The following is a 17,446-nucleotide window of genomic DNA, read 5'->3' as shown; positions in this document are numbered from 1 at the left end:
ATAACAAGGGTTATGGAAAGTCGTGGCTAGGGATGCCGGAAAAGAATGCCTCATGGCACGCATGCTGCGCGAGCCGAAGCCCGCGCTATACGACGAATTGAGAATAGTTGAAGAAAACTTAAGCGGAAGGGGAGCGGCTAAACGATAAGGCAATTTTTATCATAGATAAACAATCCAAATTAATAGCTTACCGATACACCTTAAAATTAACATCTTAAGTAATCAGGTGCTCATTCGTACTTACTAGTAAACGCTATTAAATAGAAATTTGCTAAAAAGCATAAACCTACATCAGCAAAAGTTTCAAAAAATTTATTTGGCAAAACTATCTCATTACCACCTAAAGAATAATTCTTAGAATAAAGATAATGAAAATACATATTCCGAACCTTAACAATCAAATCGTATATTCTACCGAAACAAACATCGACATACATCAAATCATCATCGAAAACAAAATCATCATCATTATGGAATATTTTTCTTAATGCCTTAAAATGCTGCTCTGGTTGCTGTGAAAAATCCAGCCTAAAATTAGCAGAATATACGTTAGTATCCATTATTTTTTTTATAAATTTTTTTCCAAAACCTAATTCTGATTGTTTTTTCTCATCACCAAAAAAAGATTTGAATTCATCATATGTCTTTTCATATCCATCCGCACGCTTTAAATATAAAAGCGGCAAAGCATAGCACATATGCTCTAGCGCTCTATAAAGATGCAAAAAGCTTTCAACAAAATTATTTTTTTTACTTGCAGAAATAGAGTATGAAACTTCAAGTAAAAAACTTTCATAGAATTTTTTATTCTCAAGGTAACGCCCTTCAAATGAACCTAGAAACATTGGCTCATCGAACGCTAGCGGAGATAAAACATTTTCTACCTCTTCCCAAAAAATAGCACTATCTAACGACTGAACCTGTGGCTCTATAAGATAATAATTTTTATCAAAATCGACTCTCTCCTCATCTGCCTTTACAAAACTAATACCTCCTAAAAAAGCTCTAAAAACAATATACTCTGGCGAAGTAGAAACTTTTAATCTTGAGCTATCTCCTGGATTAAAATTAGCAAAACTATGTTCATGTATATCTATTTCGGAAAACTCACATATATCATTGAGAACATAACTAGACATATTAAATCACCGAAGAAAATTCATGAGTAAAATCTAAGTCATCTAGGTCTCTATTATCATTGAACTTAGAAAAGAAAAGCTCAGCACATAGTCTTCTAGCATATCCAACTTTAATCCTAGATACCTGCAAGTTATCAAATGCCTGATCAAAAACTCTTACTCTATCTAAGAGCTCTATTCCAGAAGTTACAGATACCACGTCAAAAGAGTCTCTGATCCCAGAGCAGAATCCTACAAAATTATTTTCATTTTGAAACCATTTTTTTAATTCAGGCACTTCTTCAGAAAAACGTGAAACTAAGTCTACTACATCGTAAAAGCTATACTTGACTTCTGTTATTCCAGAACCAACAACTTTCCTTGCAATAATCTCGTCCATTTTGCTTTCTATTATCTTATTATTATCAATGTTGACGCTAGAGCTCAAAAAAGCCAAATAACCTTTTATGATATCTGATTTCCTAAATACACCGTGCCGCCTTCTTTTACCTGCCTCTCTTTTTTCAGCTTGCACAGGCAAGTCAACCTCATCAAAATCGAATATATTTCCTGCTATAACTTCTATTTGATGCCGTGCGCTCATTGGCTTTTGACCATTATTAAGCGTAATCATTCTGTAAAGCAGCAAGTCATAAGTACTGCAAATTATAATGTTTACATATAACTTTCTGTTATCAATTTTAGAGAACTCTTCCCCCATATCTTGCTTAACCCTATTCAGGGTGTTTAATCGCTGTATTCCGTCAAGTACAAAAAACTCGTCAAGCTTATCGTTAACATACTTTCTTAAACCTTCAACACTAAGTTCCTCATCTAGAGAAACATTTTCATCAATAAGAGCTATAGTAATTGGAGGCATAACGCACCCAATTTTTATATCATCGTAAAGCCTTGAGTAAAATTTTTGATTTTGTTTATCACGCTGTATTTCTAGCCGATCAATCGCCGGATATAACCCGGCGATTGCGTCCTTATAATTTATAGATGCTGTTAAATAATGACTCTTAATAACTTTATCGTAACAATTGTCAAATACTTCAAACATAATCGCACCCAGTTTTAATAAAAGATTAAACAACCCGCCCAATCCGAATCTCACACCGCCCTAGAATCTCCACATCATGCATATCCTGTGGCTTGATCATTTCCGGCTGGTAATGCTCATTGTCGCTTATCAAGTACAACGCCCCGCCCGCCAGACGCTGCACCCGCTTAATCCGTCGCTCGCCGCTAACCAGTAGCAAAAACACACCTTCCTGTTTAGGGTCACGGTTACTGCGATCCACTAACACCCAGTCCCCATCGGCCAAGGTGCCGTCCATCGAATCTCCACGCACTTTAATGCCCACTACCTGGGCAGGGTCTAGCCCCTGCTCGGCCAGTTCGTCGCTGGAAAAATACAGCGTGGTTTTAATCGGCTCGCCTTCAAAGCTACGCCCTGCCCCGGCGGCCGCTTCAATGTCGTACATCTTCACTGGTGAAAAACCAGGCGATGGTTCACTTAACGGGACCCCAAAAGATTGGGCGGTTACTGTTTCTGAACGCTGGCCTTTGAGCACATAAAAGATATCAATCCCCTCGTCAGCAACTGCCGACAAGTAGGAAGAATCGGGGTTACTGGCGCCTTTTTCGTATTTAATCTGAGTCGTTTTACCGACACCACCAATCTGCGCCAAAGCAGTTTGGCTAAGCCCAATCCGTTCACGTTCTTCTTTCAGGCGCTCGCCAATGATCATTTTTGTGAACCATCCTTATTGACAGGTTCATTTTTATGAACCATTCTATTCATGTCTTTTACTTCACAACACACCACAAGGGAGCCACTGCCATGGCCACACTTGTTGCTATACCACCGCTATCACCATCTCAAACTGCTTTGGCCAATCGCGTACTTGCGGAAGCCATTGGCGATCTGGCGAAGCATCGCGTCAATCACGGCTCGCTCGAAAGCATTGCCGACGAGCTTGCATCAGCGCTGCACATCGGGCTGGGCTTGCTCAATAGGGCGGGATCATCCAAGGATGAGCCCTCGCATTCCACGCCCTGCTCCTGGGCCGAACTGCGCCGACGTCGCAAGGAACAGCTGGCACTTCTTGAACGTCAGGCCCTCAAGGCTCGGAGCAGAGCTAGCTGTGCTTCATGCTGGGATCAGGGCGAAAACGGAGATCCCATTCATCCGCAGGCGATGAGTTGTGACTCGCGTGGAGAACAGCGGTGAAGTCCATCAACGCTAGCTCCTCCATGGCCGCTTCAAGCTCGGCTTGGCCATACACGGTGAACACCCGATACACCTTCCTCGCGCCGTTTTCGATACCCAGGCGCTTGGGGGCACCGCCATCATCGCGGGCCGCGTCTTCCAGCAGGGCTTCGGTCAGCGTGTGGTCAAAACGCGGCACTGCCACGCCCTCAAGGTAACGATGCTCCATAACTACTCCGTTCCAAACTGAATAAAAGGAAGCCACTGCCATGGCCACACCTGTTACTCACAAAACCATTACTACCCAGGCCAACAGCGGCAAGCCGCTGCGCTAATTCGACCCTTTAAAAGTCTTTTACTCCACTAAGGAAGCCTAACCCATGGCCACCGCTAACACCATTGCCCCAAAGCCGATTTATGCGCCCAAAGGGTGTAATTCGCCAATCATGACCTACCTCACCGAAGCCGAGCGAGGAAGCCTCGAACGCATTACCCAGCTGGAGATGCGTTCGATGTCGGCCACCGCTCGCATGCTCATGCTGCGCGGCATCGCCCAATACGACCAAGAAACCCTTTCCGCCGATTAACCCGTTGTTCGTGCTTCTGCATAAGGAACGCCGTCATGCACCAAGACACCCGTCGCATCCGTCAACGCTATGCCGCCATCAATTTGGACGACTACGAAGCCAAGTTGATTGACGCCCTGGTCGACTACACCGGCATGTCGAAAGCCACCTTGCTGCGCCAATTGGTGCTGAAAGAAGCGCTCGAAACACTCGGCGTTAGCGACATCGTGAATACCAGTATGGGCCAACGTGCGTCGTAAAAGCAGGCACAAAAAAGGCCCAAAAGGAGCACCCAAAATGCCCCATGAGTTTCGCTTAGCACTGGATGAGGAGCTGGACACCCAGCTGGAGGCAGTGCGGCAACAGCAAGGGCTTGAAACGCTCGATCAAGCAGCGGAGTGGCTCGCCCGCCGACGACTACGCAAGGGCACGGCCAGCCTCACTGGAAGAGGCCGCGCCCTTTACGAAATAAGGGGGCCGAGTGACTGAAAAAACAGATGTGAAACAGGGCTCCATCGAAGGGGAATACCTCGAAGGAGAAGAAACAGAAGGCGTAGAACACCAGGACAGTCGACTTCGGTTCGATTGCCCTCACTGCGGATCACATATGTGGGTGCGAACTTCGAAGACGCATCTACCCATCTTCCGGGTGCTCTACCTGCACTGTAGCAACGTATTTGGTTGTGGCTTCCGTACCACAGCCGACCTTTCGTTAAAGCATGTGCTGGCCCCCAGTTTCAGGCCAAACCCAAAAGTAGATCTTCCGTACTCACCTTGGTTCAAGCGGCACAACCGTTTGGAGAAACAAGGCCAGATGCGTCTGGGTATCGAAGATCAAACCAAGAAGGAACCACAACATGAACGTCGCACCCATTAACGCTGCAAAAACTCCCTTCGATATCGCCACCGAAGTGCTCTGGCAAAACCGCTGGGATAGCCGCGCCGAAGCGCTGCGCATCACCATTGGCACCCTGGTTCACGACTACGGCATCGCGGAAGCCACCGCCGAAGTGGCCGCCATTCAAGCCTTCGCGGATCTGGATAGCGTCAATCTGGATTCAACCATCGACCTAAATGCCAGCACTGCCCATGTGGTGGTGTTGCGTAACCGCAACGGCTGCCCGGTGGTGTTCACCGCCCGCGACCTCGACCGCATGATCCAGCAGGCCCGCGATGCTGGCCTAGCCCAAGTGGTCGATGCCGATACCCGCCGCCCCGTCGTTCTTGAACACTAAGGTGCCCACCATGGCCAACGTGACCCCACTCCCCACACGCAAAGCACCGCCCCGCGTTCATTCAGACCGGGCGGGCTTTGGTGAACTTCGCGCCGAACTGCACAGCCGCGCGGCGGATCAAGACTTGATCAGCGTCTGGGCGGATCTCCCCTTTCCGGAACGCCGCCTTGTGCTGAAAAGCGCCGGGCTAACCGCGGATGCCACCCAACAAATCAGCCAGCTAGCCAAGCCAGAACGCGCCGCCGTGCGTGCCGCCATCCACCGCATGAGTGACTACGCCAGCGGCCTGAAAGATCAACTGCGCAACCGTTCCCAGCACCCCAGCTGCGAACTGGCTAGCCACGCCCGCCAGGCACTGGCGGAAGGCAACACCAAGGCCGTGCTGCACTGGCTAAGCTTGATCGAAAAGGGGGTGGCATGAACCTTACCAGCACCATGCACAACCTTTACGTGGTGAAGGCGCGTTTCGACTATCTGGCCAAGCAGCTGGAACAGGCAGGCAACCGCATGGCCGCCGAGGAGCTAAAGCGCGAAGCCCATCACTTCGGCTGCCAGCTCACTCAGATCGAAAGCGTGCTGGATGACTACCGCGTCGACATTGCGGCCGCCCAACTGCCCGCACGGCAGGCCCAAGGCTCCGATCAAGCGATGGTGCCCGCATGAGCGCGCTTGAACTCGCCTTTGGCCACAGCTCTGGCACCAAAGACTGCTACCTGTACTTAAAGGGCCACTTTGCGCGCCTGCCCTCGCTGGCGGAAAAGCTGGCGGGTGGCTATGTGCACGTTTCCAAACGCCACGGCCACGCCGCCGCTAACCGCTGGTTAGCGCGCAACACCCGGGAGCTCATAGACCCGGCCAGCGTTTACCGCCGTTTCCCTGCCATCGCCCAGGATCTGGAGCGCGGCTTTAATGGGCAGGTCAAACGCGCGCCCACCACCATTGAAGGCTTGCAGCAGGGCTGCCGCTGGCTGGACAGCGTCGAAAAGAATCTGGTGCTGCACGGACTGAACGTCACCCACGACGATGAAGCGGTCATCAACCACGCCGACGCCCAAGCCACGGCCATCGAGCGCGAACGCAGCAAGCTGATCGGGGGTATCGCCGAGCATAATCGCCGCCTGCGCCTGGGCTTGCTGCCGCCGCCGCTCAACCTGAAAACGCCCAAGGCGCGCACCCTTTCCGGCCAAGCGCGGGAAGTCGCCCTGCAAATCGCGGATTCCCGCAACCCGTTAAGCCCGCCGCTGGGCGTCATTCCATTGATGGCAGTGTTCAACTGGCACCGTGCGCCGGTCATGAGCCTATCCGTCGTCAATGAAATGGCGCTCGTCAAAGCCCGCCACCGTGCGCGCCTGCACGGCATCAACCCACCCAGCCTCAAGCTGAAAAGCGCCGTGCAGCTGGCCAAGCTTACCGACCCTATTTGGTGGCGTCGGCAGCTGCGCCGCCTGGGCGGCCGCCGGTTGGAACAGGTACAGCGGGAAGCACATCGTGTGCACAAACGCGCAGGCATCTACTGCAGCAACGTCACGCTCGACCGCCGCCGCGCACAGAAGAACCGCAACCGCGCCCTGCTCGAAGCGCTGGAAGCCATCAACCAGGAAGGCCAGGTCTATACCCTGGCCGAGCTCGCTGAGCTGGGCTTATCGAACCCCGACCACCGCCGGGCGGAATTGATGCTGCGCATCAGCGACACCGAAGCGGAGTCCCGCCGATTGGGCCACGTGGGCATGTTCTACACCATCACCGCGCCCAGCCGTTTCCACCCAGTGCTATTCAGCAATAGCGCCCGAAACCCGAAGTACGACGGCAGCACACCCCGCGATGCGCAGGCCTACTTACAGAAAGTATGGGCACGCATCCGTGCCGCCCTCGCCCGCGAAAACCTAGGCATCTATGGCATTCGTGTGGTGGAGCCCAACCACGATGGCACCCCGCACTGGCACCTATTGCTGTGGATGAAGCGCGAAGACACCAAGCGCATCAACGTCATCATGAGAGATCACGCGGAAGCGGATACCTACGAAGAGCTGTTTGACCGTCGCGGCAACAAGACCACTGCCCGCTTCAAGGTGGAAAAGATCGACTACAAGCGCGGTACCGCCGCGGGCTACGTGGCCAAGTACATCAGCAAGAACATCAACGGCGAGCAGTTCGTCCGTGATGGCGTGCAAAACGATGACAAAGACCGCTATGGCCATGAGCTAACCAGCGTCGCGCCGCGCATTGAGTCGTGGGCAGCGGTGTGGGGCATCCGTCAGTTCCAATTCGTCGGCCTGCCCAGCGTGACCGTGTGGCGGGAAGTGCGCCGCCTGAACGAAAAGCACATCGATGAGCTGGAGAGCTGGGAGCAAGCCACCCGCCCTGACAAACGCATTGCCGGCCGTTTGGAACAGATCCGCAAGGCAGCCAACGCAGGCCAGTGGGATCAATTCTTACGCCTAATGGGCGGCCCCAACCTGCCCCGCAAACAGCGCCCCGTGAAACCCTGGACGATGCCCCGCGTGGATTTAGAACGCGCAGAGTTTAGCCACGCCACCGGCGAGGTGCGCGAAGGCATCGAGGCCAAAGGCCGCCACGGCGAAAGCAAGCTGGGCACCTTCGGCATCGTCGTTTCAGACGGCCGCGGTAACGAACACGAATACCTGACCCGCTTCTACCGCTGGCAAGTGCGCGGCAAGTCGCAGCGGCACCAGGGGGGTTCGGGAGGCGGCGAAGCCGCGTCCCCTTGGACTCGTGTCACTAACTGTACGCAGGGGCCCGATATTCAGCCCCGCGAGCCATCCCCTGAAGAGAAAAAAGCCCAGCGCGAACGTCTCGAAGAGTGGAAGCGCTCAGAAATTTACCGGGCCGAAGCGGAAGACGCCTTCCGCGAAGGCCAGGAAGCCATAGAAGCGGCGCGAAGACTCTTCGCTCCGTCCAAACCTACCCAGCAGGAAGAGTACTTCCCGCCCGAACTTTGCTAACCGAAGGAAGAACGATGGCAGATAACGCCGACCGCGCCGCGGTCACCATCCAACAAAGCCTGGAGGCCACGCTGGCACGCCGCGCCACGCTCGCCACCCAGGCCGCCAACGATGAATGCGTTGATTGCGGATACGAGATCCCAACCCAGCGACGCAAAGCCGCGCCCTGGGCCACCACCTGTATCGAGTGCCAGGGCATTCGTGAACTGAAAAACAAGCAAGGACGGTAAGCGATGAAAAACCTAATACCCGTCAACCATCGTTTGGCCATTACCTTGCTCGCTGCAGGTTTTGGCCTGGGCGCCGCTTTCCAACTAGGCGTGAGCACCATTAGCCACTTCAAGCCCCGCGTTGAGGTGATCGAGATCCGCACTCAAGCAAAAGCGGTGCCCAAGGGCATCGCACAGCGGTTCGAGTTTTAGGGGGAAGCATGGAGAAAAATCACGCGCCACCCAAAGGCGGCACCGTGGCGAGACAAGCCGCCATGCTCTGCCAGGATCAAGCCTTCCAGCTCTACTTGGATCGCCGCCGCCGGGCCAAGTTTGGCATTGATGTAAGCGCCCTACCCGACGGTACCCACAACGAACAGGACGCCCGGGATTGGTTAATCGCGGCCTGCCAAATCAACAGCCGCGCCGAGCTAGACAGCAACCCAGCCGCGCGCCAAACGTTTCGCATCATTCGCAACCGCTTCAACCGCTGGCGGGCTAAACAGAAGGGAGAAAAGAACCAATGAGTATTAACGACCAACGTGATATCGATAAAGAGCTAGCCGATGCTTTGGCCCGCGCAAAGGCAGGGGTAGATCTGACGAAGATTGAGCTGCCGGATGTGGTGGTGTTTCCCCGGCTAATTCCGGCAATGCCCGCGACGGCGCGAAAAGCACGCAGCACCGGCATCCTACTCGGTAGGCCTGGGCCACGATTCGTTAAGCGTGGCCACCATGTGCGCTATCGCTTATCTGACGTATACGCCTGGCTGGAATCAAGCGAGAGCTATTCAAGCACCGCTGAAGCGTCAATGCGCACCGCTACTTCCATCGCTTCGTAACTCTTTGCCTATGACCTCTTTCCCCTGCCCGATCTGAGCAAAAAGCTGTACCGCATTACGCTTATGGTCGGGCTGGAGGTGGGCATAGTATTTGATCGTCGTCTGAATATCCGAGTGAGCCATCAGTTTGCTCACCGTGAGAAGATCCACTCCCGCCATGACCAACTGACTCGCAAAGTTATGGCGAAGCGTATAAAGCACCATTCCATCATTAAGCCCTGCCAACTGACGCACCCGCTTCCACGGCTTCCGCATTGCATCTTTGCCCAGCCGCTTGCCCGTAACGGGTGATGAAAAAACATAGCCGCTGCTGGGCTTCCCTTGCTGCTCCCACCACGTTTCCAGCACTTCCATGGCAGGATCTGAAAGCGGGAAAGTTTGCGGCTCGGGGGATTGGTGCGCGGTTTTTTCGATGATTTTGCGAACGCTCTTAAACTCGAAACTCACATGCGGCCAACGAAGACCAAATAAATCACCTGGTCGAAACCCGGTGTAATACATGAGCAGTAGCCACGGAGCGGCATGATCGACATAGGCCACCCCATCCAGGTCGGGTAAATACCGCTTACCATGTGCCCGGCTGCTTCTGCGTTGCGCCCGCTTTTCCTCTTGGTAGGCGTCCAGACCAGCAAAAAAGGCTTCACGCTCACTAGCTTCCAGGTAACGGCGCCCCTCGTCCGCTTCGAGCTGATCGTCCGTAAGCGCTGGCTTTTGGAGTTTGATATCTTTTAGCGGGTTTTGAGTAATGACGCCGCGCTTAGCCGCGTGATTCAGCAGTGTTTGCAGTGCGCCATAGGAGCGTTTCAGGGTTTGGTAAGCCTGAGGTTTTACCGGTGGGTCTGCATCCGAGGCTCCCGCCTCTTTTTGAGATTGCCAGCGCTCAACGTCAGCCAGGCCGAGGGTTTCCATCGGCTTATCAAGCCAATCGGTAAAGCTATTTTCGATACGTCGTAGGGTGGCGTCGCCATCCTTGCGGCGCTTCTGGTGATCAGCATAATCAGTCCGCAAGTAAGATCTAAGCGTTTGTTGCTGCTGGTGTTGCGCTTCCGCTTTCGTCTCTTCAATCACCGCGCGCGGATCGCCACCTTGGGCAACGACAGCCAAAGCCTCGCGCGCGGTTTCTCGCGCTTGAGTAGCGGTGAAGACACCGTATTTGCCAATGGTGAGCATGCGTTGGTTGCCCGTCTTAGTCCGATAATAAAGACGAAACGACAACCCCCGCTGGCCGTGGCGAACATGAAAGCCTGCCAGCTCGGTATCAAAAACATCATTGCCAGGCGGTGATTTACTAAGCTCTAATAAAAAACGCGCGGTCAGCTTAGCTTTCTCAGTGCTCTTGCCCACTCCATACTCCGATCAGTCGAAAAACTAGGTAGCAAATAGGTAGCAAGATGAGGATAAAGGGGGTCAACGCCAGCAACAAGTCGAAATGAAAAACACCAAATAAGCCATTGATTTAAATAATATATACTTACCCACAAGTTTCTGGGGATATATCGAGTTATCTTATCCACAGGCCTTCGGGAGGCAGAGGTCGTAGGTTCGAATCCTGCTATTCCGACCAAAAATTCTAGAAAAAACGGCCACTTAGCTAATATAGCAAGTGGCCGTTTTTTTATTTGCAGTAGCTCCAGGTTCCAAATAGGTTCCAAGCAGAAACATTAGGGGCTAGCAGCAAATGGCTAATACATCGCAAAAGCTAACCCGATTTACCTATCGCCTACGCCAAGACTCGAACGGTGGTCACTACGCCTGGTTTGAAATCCGAATCCGCTCGCAGAGCCAGCGCGTCAAGGACGGTTCTTTGACCGCATTAGCCGTTGTATTGTTTGATGAAGTGCGTGTTTTTCATCGCCCGCACCCATCACCGGATACCGATAAGGGCGCTGTGGCCAGCATACGCAAATGGTTAGAAGAGAACGGAGAGACGCCATGAATAACATCATGATCATTGACGGCTATCGCGCCGTCATCCAGTACGACCCCGACATTGAAATGTTCCGTGGCGAATGCATTGAGCTAAGCGGCGGGGCCGACTTCTACGCCGATAGCGTTGCCAGGCTACGCGACGAAGGCAAAATCTCGCTGCGTATTTTTCTGGATGAATGCCAAAAGCGCGGCATTAAACCCACCAAGTCCTACTCTGGCAAGTTTCAGGTGCGTCTACCGGAAGAACTGCACAAACACGCCGCCACGACCAAAGGACAAAGCCTTAATCAGTTTGTAACCACCGCTATCGAACACGAACTTTCTGTTTAAGCAATTCAGCCGCTTCATTTTCCCAATGCCCTGTTTTAAAAACATAATCCCCGGCCATCCAATGGCCGATGGTCTTTAGTATCCGTCTCCTTACAGAAAGCTGGCTCCTTCCAGCTCGCGCATCCAAGCGTCATAGCCAGCTCCTCAAGCCCCCATTGATGTAAGCCATTGCCGACAAGATTTGTAAAAGATCTCTTACACCGACAATCACCGGATAATCGACGGAACCACCCATTGAGTAAACTGGGGTTATCAGGGTTATAGAAGTTGCCCCTTTTTAAACTTGGGGTTATAGTAACCCCAATAATTAACAGCACAGGGGCAGGAGGTGGATAGCAGAACACTGATAAAAGAACTGAAGAAAGATGGCTGGGAGTTGGTCAGAGTCAACGGCAGCCACCACCACTTCAGGCACCCTACCAAGCCCGGCACGGTCACCGTGCCACATCCTAAAAAGGATTTGAAAACGGGCTTGGTAAGAGCAATCAGAAAAAGCGCCGGCCTCTTATGAGGTTGGCCACTGCTGCCCCCCATAAAGGAGATCAACGTATGTTGTTTCCCATTGCAATTGAGCGCGGCGACGAACAGCACGCCTATGGCGTCGTAGTACCCGATCTTAACGGCTGCTTTTCAGCGGGTGACACCTTTGAAGAGGCGTTAGCCAATGTGAAAGCAGCGATCGAAGGATGGCTGGAAGTAGCCGTGGACTATGGCGACCCCATTCCCGAAGCAACGTCTATTGAGCACCACATGGACAACCCTGAATACGCCGGCTGGATCTGGGCGGTGGTGGATATCGACCTGACCCCCTATCTGGGCAAAAGCCACAAGATCAACGTCACATTACCTGATTTACTGGTTAAGCAAATTGACGACTTTGTGGCCAGCCACCCCGGCGACAAAACCCGCTCGGGCTTTCTGTCCCGCGTCGCCATGGCCGAACTGGCCAGAGCACGCAAAGGCGCATAACCCAAGCAAAACAAAACCCCCGGCTACTCCAAATAGCCGAGGGTTTTTATTGCCGCATTATTCTGGCGAAGCGTTCTCGCAACGCGTGCTATTAGGCGACACCTTCAATATGGCAAAGTTTGGCTAAGTTGCAAACAAGTAATTTAACGTTACGCAATGTAATATCTCACCTGCACCGCCCAACACCTAGCCTGCCTCCCCCTTTAAACTGCGCAAGATCTATCGGCCCAAGTACGGCTACAAGAGATCGACCTGACTGACGAGAACCGCCAACAGCTCAGCCTAACGGGCACACCGCAAACGTAATAAAAACGCCAATTCAGCTAGAAGCTCATGGTCGCCATGGATGCGTTAAACGAAAAGATGGGGAAGGGAACGGTAAGCCTAGGGCTACCGGAAAAGAATGCCCCCTGGCATCTGTGCTGCGCGAATCGAAGCCCGCGCTATACGACGAATTGGTATGAGTTGATGAAGATGTATACGGATTAGGGTGACGGCTAAGAAAAATAGCTTTCGGCCTGGGTTCATAGAATAAGCGCAGCAGATTGCTTGGATTAGATTTGTTGGCACACATCAACAGTACGACCAAGTAAATGCGGAGACTGTATGATGAATATCCAGCCTATCCATAACGATGCCGATCCTGATCGTGCATTTGCTCGCCTAGAAGAGCTATGGGCCGCAGATGCTGGTACTCCAGAGGCTAATGCGCTTGAGGCACTCTCCTTGCTCATCAAGAAATATGAAGATAACCGCTACCCCGTCGGCTCTTCCCATAGCGCTTAACGGTTCGTAGCCGAACCTGACTGCTTGAGAAGTAGAAGGTAAAAAACACAAACATAGCACGCTAACAAACATGCTACGATTAGCGTTTGTGCTCTTCACTCTCTCCCCTCCTCTTGATATGGACAAGACTATTAGCCAATTAACGCATATTAAGGCCGTACTACTGTTTGCCAGCACCATGACCGTGATGTCGGGGGCAATTATCGCGCCTGCACTGCCGGGCATCAGCCGCCATTTTCCCGACCAGCCCCAGGTAGTGATCCAGCTGATTCTGACCCTGCCTGCGCTGATGATTACGCTGTTCAGTCCACTGATGGGTTATCTTGCTGACCGGTTTGGGCGCAAGAAATTGCTGCTGATGATGCTGGGCATCTACGGTTTTGCGGGGGGCGCGGGCTTTTTCATTGATCGCGTGGATCTGCTATTAAGCTCCCGCGCACTGATGGGGATTGCGGTAGCCGGTATTCTCAGTATCAGTACCACGCTGGTGGGGGATTATTTTGACAGCTCCGAACGCGCCCGTTTTTTGGGGCTGCAAAGCAGCTGCATGGCGCTGGGCGGGGTAATCTTTATTAACCTAGGCGGGCTACTTTCCGACTGGAGTTGGCGCGGCCCGTTTTTACTCTATATGACTGGTGTGCTGCTGCTTCCCTATGCCTGGGCGATTCTCCAAGAGCCTCAATCCAGTGATGGTGCCAGCCGCGATACAAGCGATGCGCCGGTAACGGTGGACTACGGACGTACCTGTCTTGCTTACCTGATCGCCATGATCAGCATGACCATGTTTTATATGTTTCCCGCGCAGCTGCCCTTTCTGCTTTCCCAGCAGGGTCAAGTCAGCGGCGTAGCGATCGGCGTGGCGCTCTCGATGGCAGCCCTGACGGCCAGCATCGTGGCGTTTTGCTATGGTTACTACAAGCCGTTCCTGTCGGTGATGACAATCTATGTGCTCGGCTTTTTCCTGGCGGCAGCCGGTTTTTTGGTGGTGGGCTTCACCCAGAGTTACGCCATGGCAATCGTGGGTGCGGCGATCTCCGGATTTGGCCTTGGCGCCTTCATGCCCAATACCACCACGTGGCTGATGCGGATCACTCCTCAGCGAGTACGGGGCCGGGTATTTGGCGGTTTTACCTCGACCTTCTTTTTTGGCCAGTTTATCTCCCCGGTGGTGGTCGCCCCGGCGGTGATCTGGCTGGAGTCGTTGCGTAACGTGTTTACCGGCATGGCAGTCGTGTGCGGCCTGCTGGCCGTTATCCTGATCATTCTAGGCAAGACGACGCTAAAGGCCGACAGCCAGCTTTGAGCATCAGCACTTACGCGGGCGGGTGAATCAACCCCACGACACTGACAAGAATCAGCACCGCGCCCAGCACACGAAAGAACAGCCCGGTGTTCGCTTTGAGCATATAGCGATGGGCTTTCTCGCCCACCAAATGGCCGATAAAGGCACAGGGCAGCAGCCACAGCTGGTGAATTAACTGAAGATCCACGCCTGCAATCAGGAACGAGACCATCTTGATCATCACCAGGATAAACCACAGCACAAACATGGTATCCCGCAGTTGCTCTTTGGCGACGTGAGTGGCGAATACCGCCACAATCAACGGCGCGCCAATCAGCGACGTACCGCTGACATACCCACCAAGCGCCAGCAGCACGTAGTCCACGTACTTGTTCTTGCTTTTGAACGGCTTATTCAATACATAGCCAATGGCATAGATGATCACAATGCCGAAAATGATACTGGTCATGACTTGTGCGGGCAGCGTTAACAGCCCCACTACCCCAATCAGCTTGGGGATGATCATGATTTTCAAGGCCTTGGTTAAATAACCCCAATCGATATTACTCTCTGGCGATGTGGTGCCCACGCCCGCTTGCTGTAGCTGGCGATGCCCACTCCAGGCGATCCAACTGGAGAAAATCAGCAGGTGAATGGCAATAATCGGCAAGAATACCAGTGGCTCGTTGACGACCAAAAGCAGGAAAGGCAGTGCCAGCACGGCACCGCCAAAGCCCAAGCTGGTTCGCACAAAACCGCTCCAGGCAAAAATTAGCCCAATCAGCGCATACTGGTACCAGAGTAGATCTGTCATGGTTCGCGTTAGGATCCTAAGTTAGGGGTGGATATCTCCCAGCGTCCACCAGCGTGGCAATAGCGCTGGCCTGGGCAAAACGATCATCCATTAATACCACAACCCCTTGATCTTCTGGACTGCGAATAACGCGACCTGCGGCCTGCACCACTTTGATCATGCTAACTAAGTCTGCTTTCATAGCCCCCTCAATTAAGTTAAAGTGGCCGACTTTTTTGGGTGGGTCGTTAGAACTGTGTCTTTTTCCCTATATCTCGAAGATTGGCGGGGTTGGCTTCCTGAAGGGGCGATTACCACCAGCAAACCAAGCTGGCGAATCTCGGCTCAGTTGGGCAAAGGGATGCCGGCCATGCTGCGACGGCGTCTTGATGACACGGGCCGGGCCACCTGCGACATCCTTCGAGAATTGGATCCAGAGGCCGGTTTGCCCTTAGTGCATGCCTCACGACATGGGGGCACTGCCGATACGTTGGCGATGCTTGAAAACTTGCAAGGCGGCAACCCTGTCTCCCCAACCCGTTTTTCAATGTCGGTGCATAATGCAATTTTGGGTGTTCACTCCATCTCTCAGTCTCATCACCGGCCTTTACAGGCGCTAGGCGCCTGTGGCGATGAGTTTGACGCGCTACTTTACGAGTCATTCGGATATCTCATGGAAGGATATCCTGCCGTTATTGCCGCTTTCTCAGAAAGCCCTTTGCCCTCTGCTTATCAAGGGTGTACTGAGCATCCCGGTACGGCATGCGTTGTTGGCATGCGATTAACGCTGAACCAGGGACGACAACTAACAGCTACAAAGCCAACGCATTGTGCTTACCCAACGCCTATCACAGTAATGAACTGGCTTAATGGAGATGCTCCCTTCCTGGATGGCAGGAGTCGCTGGCAGTTGAGGCAGGAATGAATATACATAGATGGTACCGCGGATTGGGCACCGCTCTTTCTTTCACAGCCTTCGGAGTCGGTGGCCTTTTTATTGGTTTAGTGGTTGCCCCGTTGCTGAGCCTCTGTGTGCGTGACACCGAGCGGCGCCATTATTTAGCACGGCGCCTTATCCAGTGTTGCTTCTTAGCTTTTATCAAGATGATGCAGGGCCTTGGAGTCCTCGATTACCGCCTAGGCAACAAGGAACGGCTAATGCGTCCTGGGTTATTAGTGATAGCCAACCATCCGTCACTGATCGATGTCGTTTTCCTATTGGCTCATACGCCCCATGCCAATTGCATTGTTAAGGGTCGGCTGGCTCGCAACCTTTTTACGCGGGGGCCAATTCATGCGGCAGGTTATATCACCAACGACACCCCCGAAGCAGTACTCGACGCAGCACGTGAGAGCCTACGGAAAGGGAATTCGCTAATCCTGTTTCCCGAAGGCACCCGTACCAGCCCGCAACGTCCGATCAAATTCCGACGCGGTGGGGCAAACATTGCATTACGCACAGAGACAGCGATCACACCAGTACTGATACGCTGCACGCCAACAACACTGACCAAAGGTGAACCTTGGTATCACATCCCAGCCACCAAAGTCAGGATGGAGCTTCACGTACTCGACGATTTGCCCGTTACATCAGATAGCCAACAGCCGACCGGGCAGCTCGCTAGACAACTAACACAACGGCTGAGCGATCACTTCAACCGGGAATTGGATCACTTTCATCATGAGCGAAACCTGCAATCTGACGCTTGAGCTCAAGCGCCTGATCATTGACACGCTAGAGCTTGAAGATATCAATCCTAGCGATATCGACCCTAACGCCCCTTTATTTGGCGAAGGCCTCGGGCTCGACTCCATTGATGCCCTCGAACTCGGCTTGGCACTTCAAAAGCAGTACGGCATCAAGCTGGACTCCGAAGCCGAGGAAACCCGTCGTCATTTTGCTAGCCTGGCAAGCCTACAGGCACTGGTGGAGGCCCGTCGTGACAATTGAAACCGCTGACAGTAACCACGAACAGATACTGGCGCATATCCGCAAAACACTGGTCGAGTTATTTGACCTCAGTGCCGATGACGTTCAACCCAAAGCGCGCCTCTACGAAGACCTCGACATCGACAGCATTGATGCGGTGGATTTGGTTGTTGAACTCAAGCAGTTCACGGGGCGACGTATCAAACCCGATGACTTTAAGTCAGTGCGTACCATCGATGATGTCGTCAATGTCGTCGAACAATTGATGCAACGATAA

At 52.7% G+C, this 17,446-nt stretch carries 29 protein-coding genes and 1 pseudogene; 23 read left to right on the top strand and 7 right to left on the bottom strand.

The window, feature by feature from the left end; genetic code table 11:
• Positions 1-230: 230 nt before the first annotated feature.
• From RO22_RS17850 to RO22_RS17835, 4 genes are all read right to left on the bottom strand, one after another.
• Positions 231-1,139, bottom strand: a complete 909-nt coding sequence (locus RO22_RS17850; protein WP_041158945.1) for a hypothetical protein — start codon at positions 1,137-1,139, stop codon at positions 231-233.
• Position 1,140: 1 nt separating this feature from the next.
• On the bottom strand, positions 1,141-2,184 hold the full coding sequence (locus RO22_RS17845; RefSeq protein WP_041158944.1) for a hypothetical protein: 1,044 nt from the start codon (positions 2,182-2,184) through the stop codon (positions 1,141-1,143).
• Between the two features lie 25 nt (positions 2,185-2,209).
• Entirely contained in the window at positions 2,210-2,875 is a 666-nt protein-coding gene (locus tag RO22_RS23880; RefSeq protein WP_052475673.1) for an XRE family transcriptional regulator, read from the bottom strand.
• 390 nt (positions 2,876-3,265) lie between these two features.
• Positions 3,266-3,565, bottom strand: coding sequence for a hypothetical protein (locus RO22_RS17835; protein ID WP_041158943.1), 300 nt, complete (start codon positions 3,563-3,565; stop codon positions 3,266-3,268).
• A gap of 151 nt (positions 3,566-3,716) precedes the next feature.
• On the opposite strand from RO22_RS17835, the gene RO22_RS17830 reads away from it, so the two are divergent.
• The 12 genes from RO22_RS17830 to RO22_RS17780 are packed head-to-tail and all read left to right on the top strand — an operon-like array spanning position 3,717 to position 9,150.
• On the top strand, positions 3,717-3,923 hold the full coding sequence (locus RO22_RS17830) for a hypothetical protein (RefSeq protein ID WP_041158942.1): 207 nt from the start codon (positions 3,717-3,719) through the stop codon (positions 3,921-3,923).
• Positions 3,924-3,958: 35 nt separating this feature from the next.
• Positions 3,959-4,162: a hypothetical protein gene (locus RO22_RS17825; protein ID WP_041158941.1), complete on the top strand. Its 204-nt coding sequence runs from the start codon at positions 3,959-3,961 to the stop codon at positions 4,160-4,162.
• A 37-nt stretch (positions 4,163-4,199) separates the two neighbouring features.
• Positions 4,200-4,391, top strand: coding sequence for a hypothetical protein (locus tag RO22_RS17820; RefSeq protein WP_041158940.1), 192 nt, complete (start codon positions 4,200-4,202; stop codon positions 4,389-4,391).
• A complete protein-coding gene (locus tag RO22_RS24270; RefSeq protein ID WP_084625443.1) occupies positions 4,384-4,779 on the top strand; it encodes an ogr/Delta-like zinc finger family protein in 396 nt (131 codons plus the stop codon). The genes RO22_RS17820 and RO22_RS24270 overlap by 8 nt, the downstream gene beginning before the upstream one ends.
• A complete protein-coding gene (locus tag RO22_RS17815; RefSeq protein ID WP_041158939.1) occupies positions 4,760-5,137 on the top strand; it encodes a hypothetical protein in 378 nt (125 codons plus the stop codon). The genes RO22_RS24270 and RO22_RS17815 overlap by 20 nt, the downstream gene beginning before the upstream one ends.
• Positions 5,138-5,147: 10 nt before the next feature.
• Positions 5,148-5,558, top strand: coding sequence for a hypothetical protein (locus RO22_RS17810; protein ID WP_041158938.1), 411 nt, complete (start codon positions 5,148-5,150; stop codon positions 5,556-5,558).
• On the top strand, positions 5,555-5,800 hold the full coding sequence (locus RO22_RS17805; protein ID WP_041158937.1) for a hypothetical protein: 246 nt from the start codon (positions 5,555-5,557) through the stop codon (positions 5,798-5,800). The genes RO22_RS17810 and RO22_RS17805 overlap by 4 nt, the downstream gene beginning before the upstream one ends.
• The gene (locus RO22_RS23875) at positions 5,797-8,100 is read left to right on the top strand and encodes a replication endonuclease (protein WP_052475672.1); all 2,304 of its coding nucleotides are present in this window, start codon (positions 5,797-5,799) and stop codon (positions 8,098-8,100) included. Before RO22_RS17805 ends, RO22_RS23875 begins: the two co-directional genes overlap by 4 nt.
• Positions 8,101-8,114: 14 nt before the next feature.
• A complete protein-coding gene (locus RO22_RS17795) occupies positions 8,115-8,330 on the top strand; it encodes a TraR/DksA C4-type zinc finger protein (protein WP_041158936.1) in 216 nt (71 codons plus the stop codon).
• A 3-nt stretch (positions 8,331-8,333) separates the two neighbouring features.
• Entirely contained in the window at positions 8,334-8,522 is a 189-nt protein-coding gene (locus RO22_RS17790; protein WP_041158935.1) for a hypothetical protein, read from the top strand.
• 8 nt (positions 8,523-8,530) lie between these two features.
• Complete coding sequence (locus RO22_RS17785; RefSeq protein ID WP_052475671.1) at positions 8,531-8,836, top strand: hypothetical protein; 306 nt, start codon at positions 8,531-8,533, stop codon at positions 8,834-8,836.
• Entirely contained in the window at positions 8,833-9,150 is a 318-nt protein-coding gene (locus RO22_RS17780; protein ID WP_041158934.1) for a hypothetical protein, read from the top strand. Before RO22_RS17785 ends, RO22_RS17780 begins: the two co-directional genes overlap by 4 nt.
• Here RO22_RS17780 and RO22_RS17775 read toward each other — a convergent pair.
• The gene (locus RO22_RS17775; protein WP_041158933.1) at positions 9,118-10,494 is read right to left on the bottom strand and encodes a site-specific integrase; all 1,377 of its coding nucleotides are present in this window, start codon (positions 10,492-10,494) and stop codon (positions 9,118-9,120) included. The genes RO22_RS17780 and RO22_RS17775 overlap by 33 nt on opposite strands.
• Before the next feature lie 334 nt (positions 10,495-10,828).
• Here RO22_RS17775 and RO22_RS24900 point away from each other — a divergent pair, with 334 nt between their 5' ends.
• From RO22_RS24900 to RO22_RS17745, 7 genes are all read left to right on the top strand, one after another.
• Positions 10,829-11,086: a type II toxin-antitoxin system HicA family toxin gene (locus RO22_RS24900; protein ID WP_200890265.1), complete on the top strand. Its 258-nt coding sequence runs from the start codon at positions 10,829-10,831 to the stop codon at positions 11,084-11,086.
• Positions 11,083-11,409 carry a type II toxin-antitoxin system HicB family antitoxin gene (locus RO22_RS17760; RefSeq protein WP_039859955.1) on the top strand — a complete coding sequence of 109 codons (327 nt, stop codon included), beginning with the start codon at positions 11,083-11,085 and terminating at the stop codon, positions 11,407-11,409. Before RO22_RS24900 ends, RO22_RS17760 begins: the two co-directional genes overlap by 4 nt.
• A 328-nt stretch (positions 11,410-11,737) precedes the next feature.
• A complete protein-coding gene (locus RO22_RS24265; RefSeq protein ID WP_084625441.1) occupies positions 11,738-11,920 on the top strand; it encodes a type II toxin-antitoxin system HicA family toxin in 183 nt (60 codons plus the stop codon).
• A 38-nt stretch (positions 11,921-11,958) separates the two neighbouring features.
• Positions 11,959-12,378, top strand: a complete 420-nt coding sequence (locus RO22_RS17755; protein ID WP_022520765.1) for a type II toxin-antitoxin system HicB family antitoxin — start codon at positions 11,959-11,961, stop codon at positions 12,376-12,378.
• 333 nt (positions 12,379-12,711) lie between these two features.
• On the top strand, positions 12,712-12,867 hold the full coding sequence (locus RO22_RS25375; protein WP_084625439.1) for a DUF4113 domain-containing protein: 156 nt from the start codon (positions 12,712-12,714) through the stop codon (positions 12,865-12,867).
• A 117-nt stretch (positions 12,868-12,984) separates the two neighbouring features.
• Entirely contained in the window at positions 12,985-13,164 is a 180-nt protein-coding gene (locus RO22_RS17750) for a hypothetical protein (protein WP_200890264.1), read from the top strand.
• A gap of 70 nt (positions 13,165-13,234) precedes the next feature.
• The gene (locus RO22_RS17745) at positions 13,235-14,467 is read left to right on the top strand and encodes an MFS transporter (RefSeq protein WP_009287880.1); all 1,233 of its coding nucleotides are present in this window, start codon (positions 13,235-13,237) and stop codon (positions 14,465-14,467) included.
• A 10-nt stretch (positions 14,468-14,477) separates the two neighbouring features.
• Here RO22_RS17745 and RO22_RS17740 read toward each other — a convergent pair whose 3' ends face one another.
• The gene (locus RO22_RS17740; RefSeq protein ID WP_009287879.1) at positions 14,478-15,260 is read right to left on the bottom strand and encodes a sulfite exporter TauE/SafE family protein; all 783 of its coding nucleotides are present in this window, start codon (positions 15,258-15,260) and stop codon (positions 14,478-14,480) included.
• Positions 15,261-15,281: 21 nt separating this feature from the next.
• Positions 15,282-15,420: pseudogene (locus tag RO22_RS24255) on the bottom strand (helicase C-terminal domain-containing protein); the annotation flags it as partial.
• Positions 15,421-15,495: 75 nt separating this feature from the next.
• Here RO22_RS24255 and RO22_RS24250 point away from each other — a divergent pair.
• The 4 genes from RO22_RS24250 to RO22_RS25075 are packed head-to-tail and all read left to right on the top strand — an operon-like array spanning position 15,496 to position 17,446.
• Positions 15,496-16,164, top strand: a complete 669-nt coding sequence (locus RO22_RS24250) for a beta-ketoacyl synthase chain length factor (protein ID WP_235270527.1) — start codon at positions 15,496-15,498, stop codon at positions 16,162-16,164.
• Positions 16,161-16,949, top strand: coding sequence for a lysophospholipid acyltransferase family protein (locus RO22_RS17735; RefSeq protein WP_039859951.1), 789 nt, complete (start codon positions 16,161-16,163; stop codon positions 16,947-16,949). Before RO22_RS24250 ends, RO22_RS17735 begins: the two co-directional genes overlap by 4 nt.
• Positions 16,921-17,190: a phosphopantetheine-binding protein gene (locus RO22_RS17730; RefSeq protein ID WP_039859949.1), complete on the top strand. Its 270-nt coding sequence runs from the start codon at positions 16,921-16,923 to the stop codon at positions 17,188-17,190. Before RO22_RS17735 ends, RO22_RS17730 begins: the two co-directional genes overlap by 29 nt.
• On the top strand, positions 17,180-17,446 hold the full coding sequence (locus RO22_RS25075; RefSeq protein ID WP_085947160.1) for an acyl carrier protein: 267 nt from the start codon (positions 17,180-17,182) through the stop codon (positions 17,444-17,446). The genes RO22_RS17730 and RO22_RS25075 overlap by 11 nt, the downstream gene beginning before the upstream one ends.

Origin of the sequence: Halomonas sp. KHS3, from assembly GCF_000830495.1 — a bacterium.
In the GTDB taxonomy this organism is placed as follows: Bacteria; Pseudomonadota; Gammaproteobacteria; order Pseudomonadales; family Halomonadaceae; genus Vreelandella; species Vreelandella titanicae.
Note: the sequence above shows the minus strand (reverse complement) of the source record. Positions and strands in the feature narration are given on the sequence as shown.

What these genes read in the sequence shown, in the direction of transcription:
- RO22_RS23875 (WP_052475672.1), top strand. Translation starts at nt 5,797, where the DNA reads ATGAGCGCGCTTGAACTCGCCTTTGGCCACAGCTCTGGCACCAAAGAC.
- RO22_RS17830 (WP_041158942.1), top strand. Translation starts at nt 3,717, where the DNA reads ATGGCCACCGCTAACACCATTGCCCCAAAGCCGATTTATGCGCCCAAA.
- RO22_RS17755 (WP_022520765.1), top strand. Translation starts at nt 11,959, where the DNA reads ATGTTGTTTCCCATTGCAATTGAGCGCGGCGACGAACAGCACGCCTAT.
- RO22_RS23880 (WP_052475673.1), bottom strand. Translation starts at nt 2,875, where the DNA reads ATGATCATTGGCGAGCGCCTGAAAGAAGAACGTGAACGGATTGGGCTT.
- RO22_RS17790 (WP_041158935.1), top strand. Translation starts at nt 8,334, where the DNA reads ATGAAAAACCTAATACCCGTCAACCATCGTTTGGCCATTACCTTGCTC.
- RO22_RS17825 (WP_041158941.1), top strand. Translation starts at nt 3,959, where the DNA reads ATGCACCAAGACACCCGTCGCATCCGTCAACGCTATGCCGCCATCAAT.
- RO22_RS17785 (WP_052475671.1), top strand. Translation starts at nt 8,531, where the DNA reads ATGGAGAAAAATCACGCGCCACCCAAAGGCGGCACCGTGGCGAGACAA.
- RO22_RS17730 (WP_039859949.1), top strand. Translation starts at nt 16,921, where the DNA reads ATGAGCGAAACCTGCAATCTGACGCTTGAGCTCAAGCGCCTGATCATT.
- RO22_RS17780 (WP_041158934.1), top strand. Translation starts at nt 8,833, where the DNA reads ATGAGTATTAACGACCAACGTGATATCGATAAAGAGCTAGCCGATGCT.
- RO22_RS24900 (WP_200890265.1), top strand. Translation starts at nt 10,829, where the DNA reads ATGGCTAATACATCGCAAAAGCTAACCCGATTTACCTATCGCCTACGC.
- RO22_RS17820 (WP_041158940.1), top strand. Translation starts at nt 4,200, where the DNA reads ATGCCCCATGAGTTTCGCTTAGCACTGGATGAGGAGCTGGACACCCAG.
- RO22_RS17845 (WP_041158944.1), bottom strand. Translation starts at nt 2,184, where the DNA reads ATGTTTGAAGTATTTGACAATTGTTACGATAAAGTTATTAAGAGTCAT.
- RO22_RS17750 (WP_200890264.1), top strand. Translation starts at nt 12,985, where the DNA reads ATGATGAATATCCAGCCTATCCATAACGATGCCGATCCTGATCGTGCA.
- RO22_RS25375 (WP_084625439.1), top strand. Translation starts at nt 12,712, where the DNA reads ATGGTCGCCATGGATGCGTTAAACGAAAAGATGGGGAAGGGAACGGTA.
- RO22_RS17835 (WP_041158943.1), bottom strand. Translation starts at nt 3,565, where the DNA reads ATGGAGCATCGTTACCTTGAGGGCGTGGCAGTGCCGCGTTTTGACCAC.
- RO22_RS17760 (WP_039859955.1), top strand. Translation starts at nt 11,083, where the DNA reads ATGAATAACATCATGATCATTGACGGCTATCGCGCCGTCATCCAGTAC.
- RO22_RS17810 (WP_041158938.1), top strand. Translation starts at nt 5,148, where the DNA reads ATGGCCAACGTGACCCCACTCCCCACACGCAAAGCACCGCCCCGCGTT.
- RO22_RS17805 (WP_041158937.1), top strand. Translation starts at nt 5,555, where the DNA reads ATGAACCTTACCAGCACCATGCACAACCTTTACGTGGTGAAGGCGCGT.
- RO22_RS17850 (WP_041158945.1), bottom strand. Translation starts at nt 1,139, where the DNA reads ATGTCTAGTTATGTTCTCAATGATATATGTGAGTTTTCCGAAATAGAT.
- RO22_RS17745 (WP_009287880.1), top strand. Translation starts at nt 13,235, where the DNA reads ATGCTACGATTAGCGTTTGTGCTCTTCACTCTCTCCCCTCCTCTTGAT.
- RO22_RS17795 (WP_041158936.1), top strand. Translation starts at nt 8,115, where the DNA reads ATGGCAGATAACGCCGACCGCGCCGCGGTCACCATCCAACAAAGCCTG.
- RO22_RS17815 (WP_041158939.1), top strand. Translation starts at nt 4,760, where the DNA reads ATGAACGTCGCACCCATTAACGCTGCAAAAACTCCCTTCGATATCGCC.
- RO22_RS17740 (WP_009287879.1), bottom strand. Translation starts at nt 15,260, where the DNA reads ATGACAGATCTACTCTGGTACCAGTATGCGCTGATTGGGCTAATTTTT.
- RO22_RS17735 (WP_039859951.1), top strand. Translation starts at nt 16,161, where the DNA reads ATGAATATACATAGATGGTACCGCGGATTGGGCACCGCTCTTTCTTTC.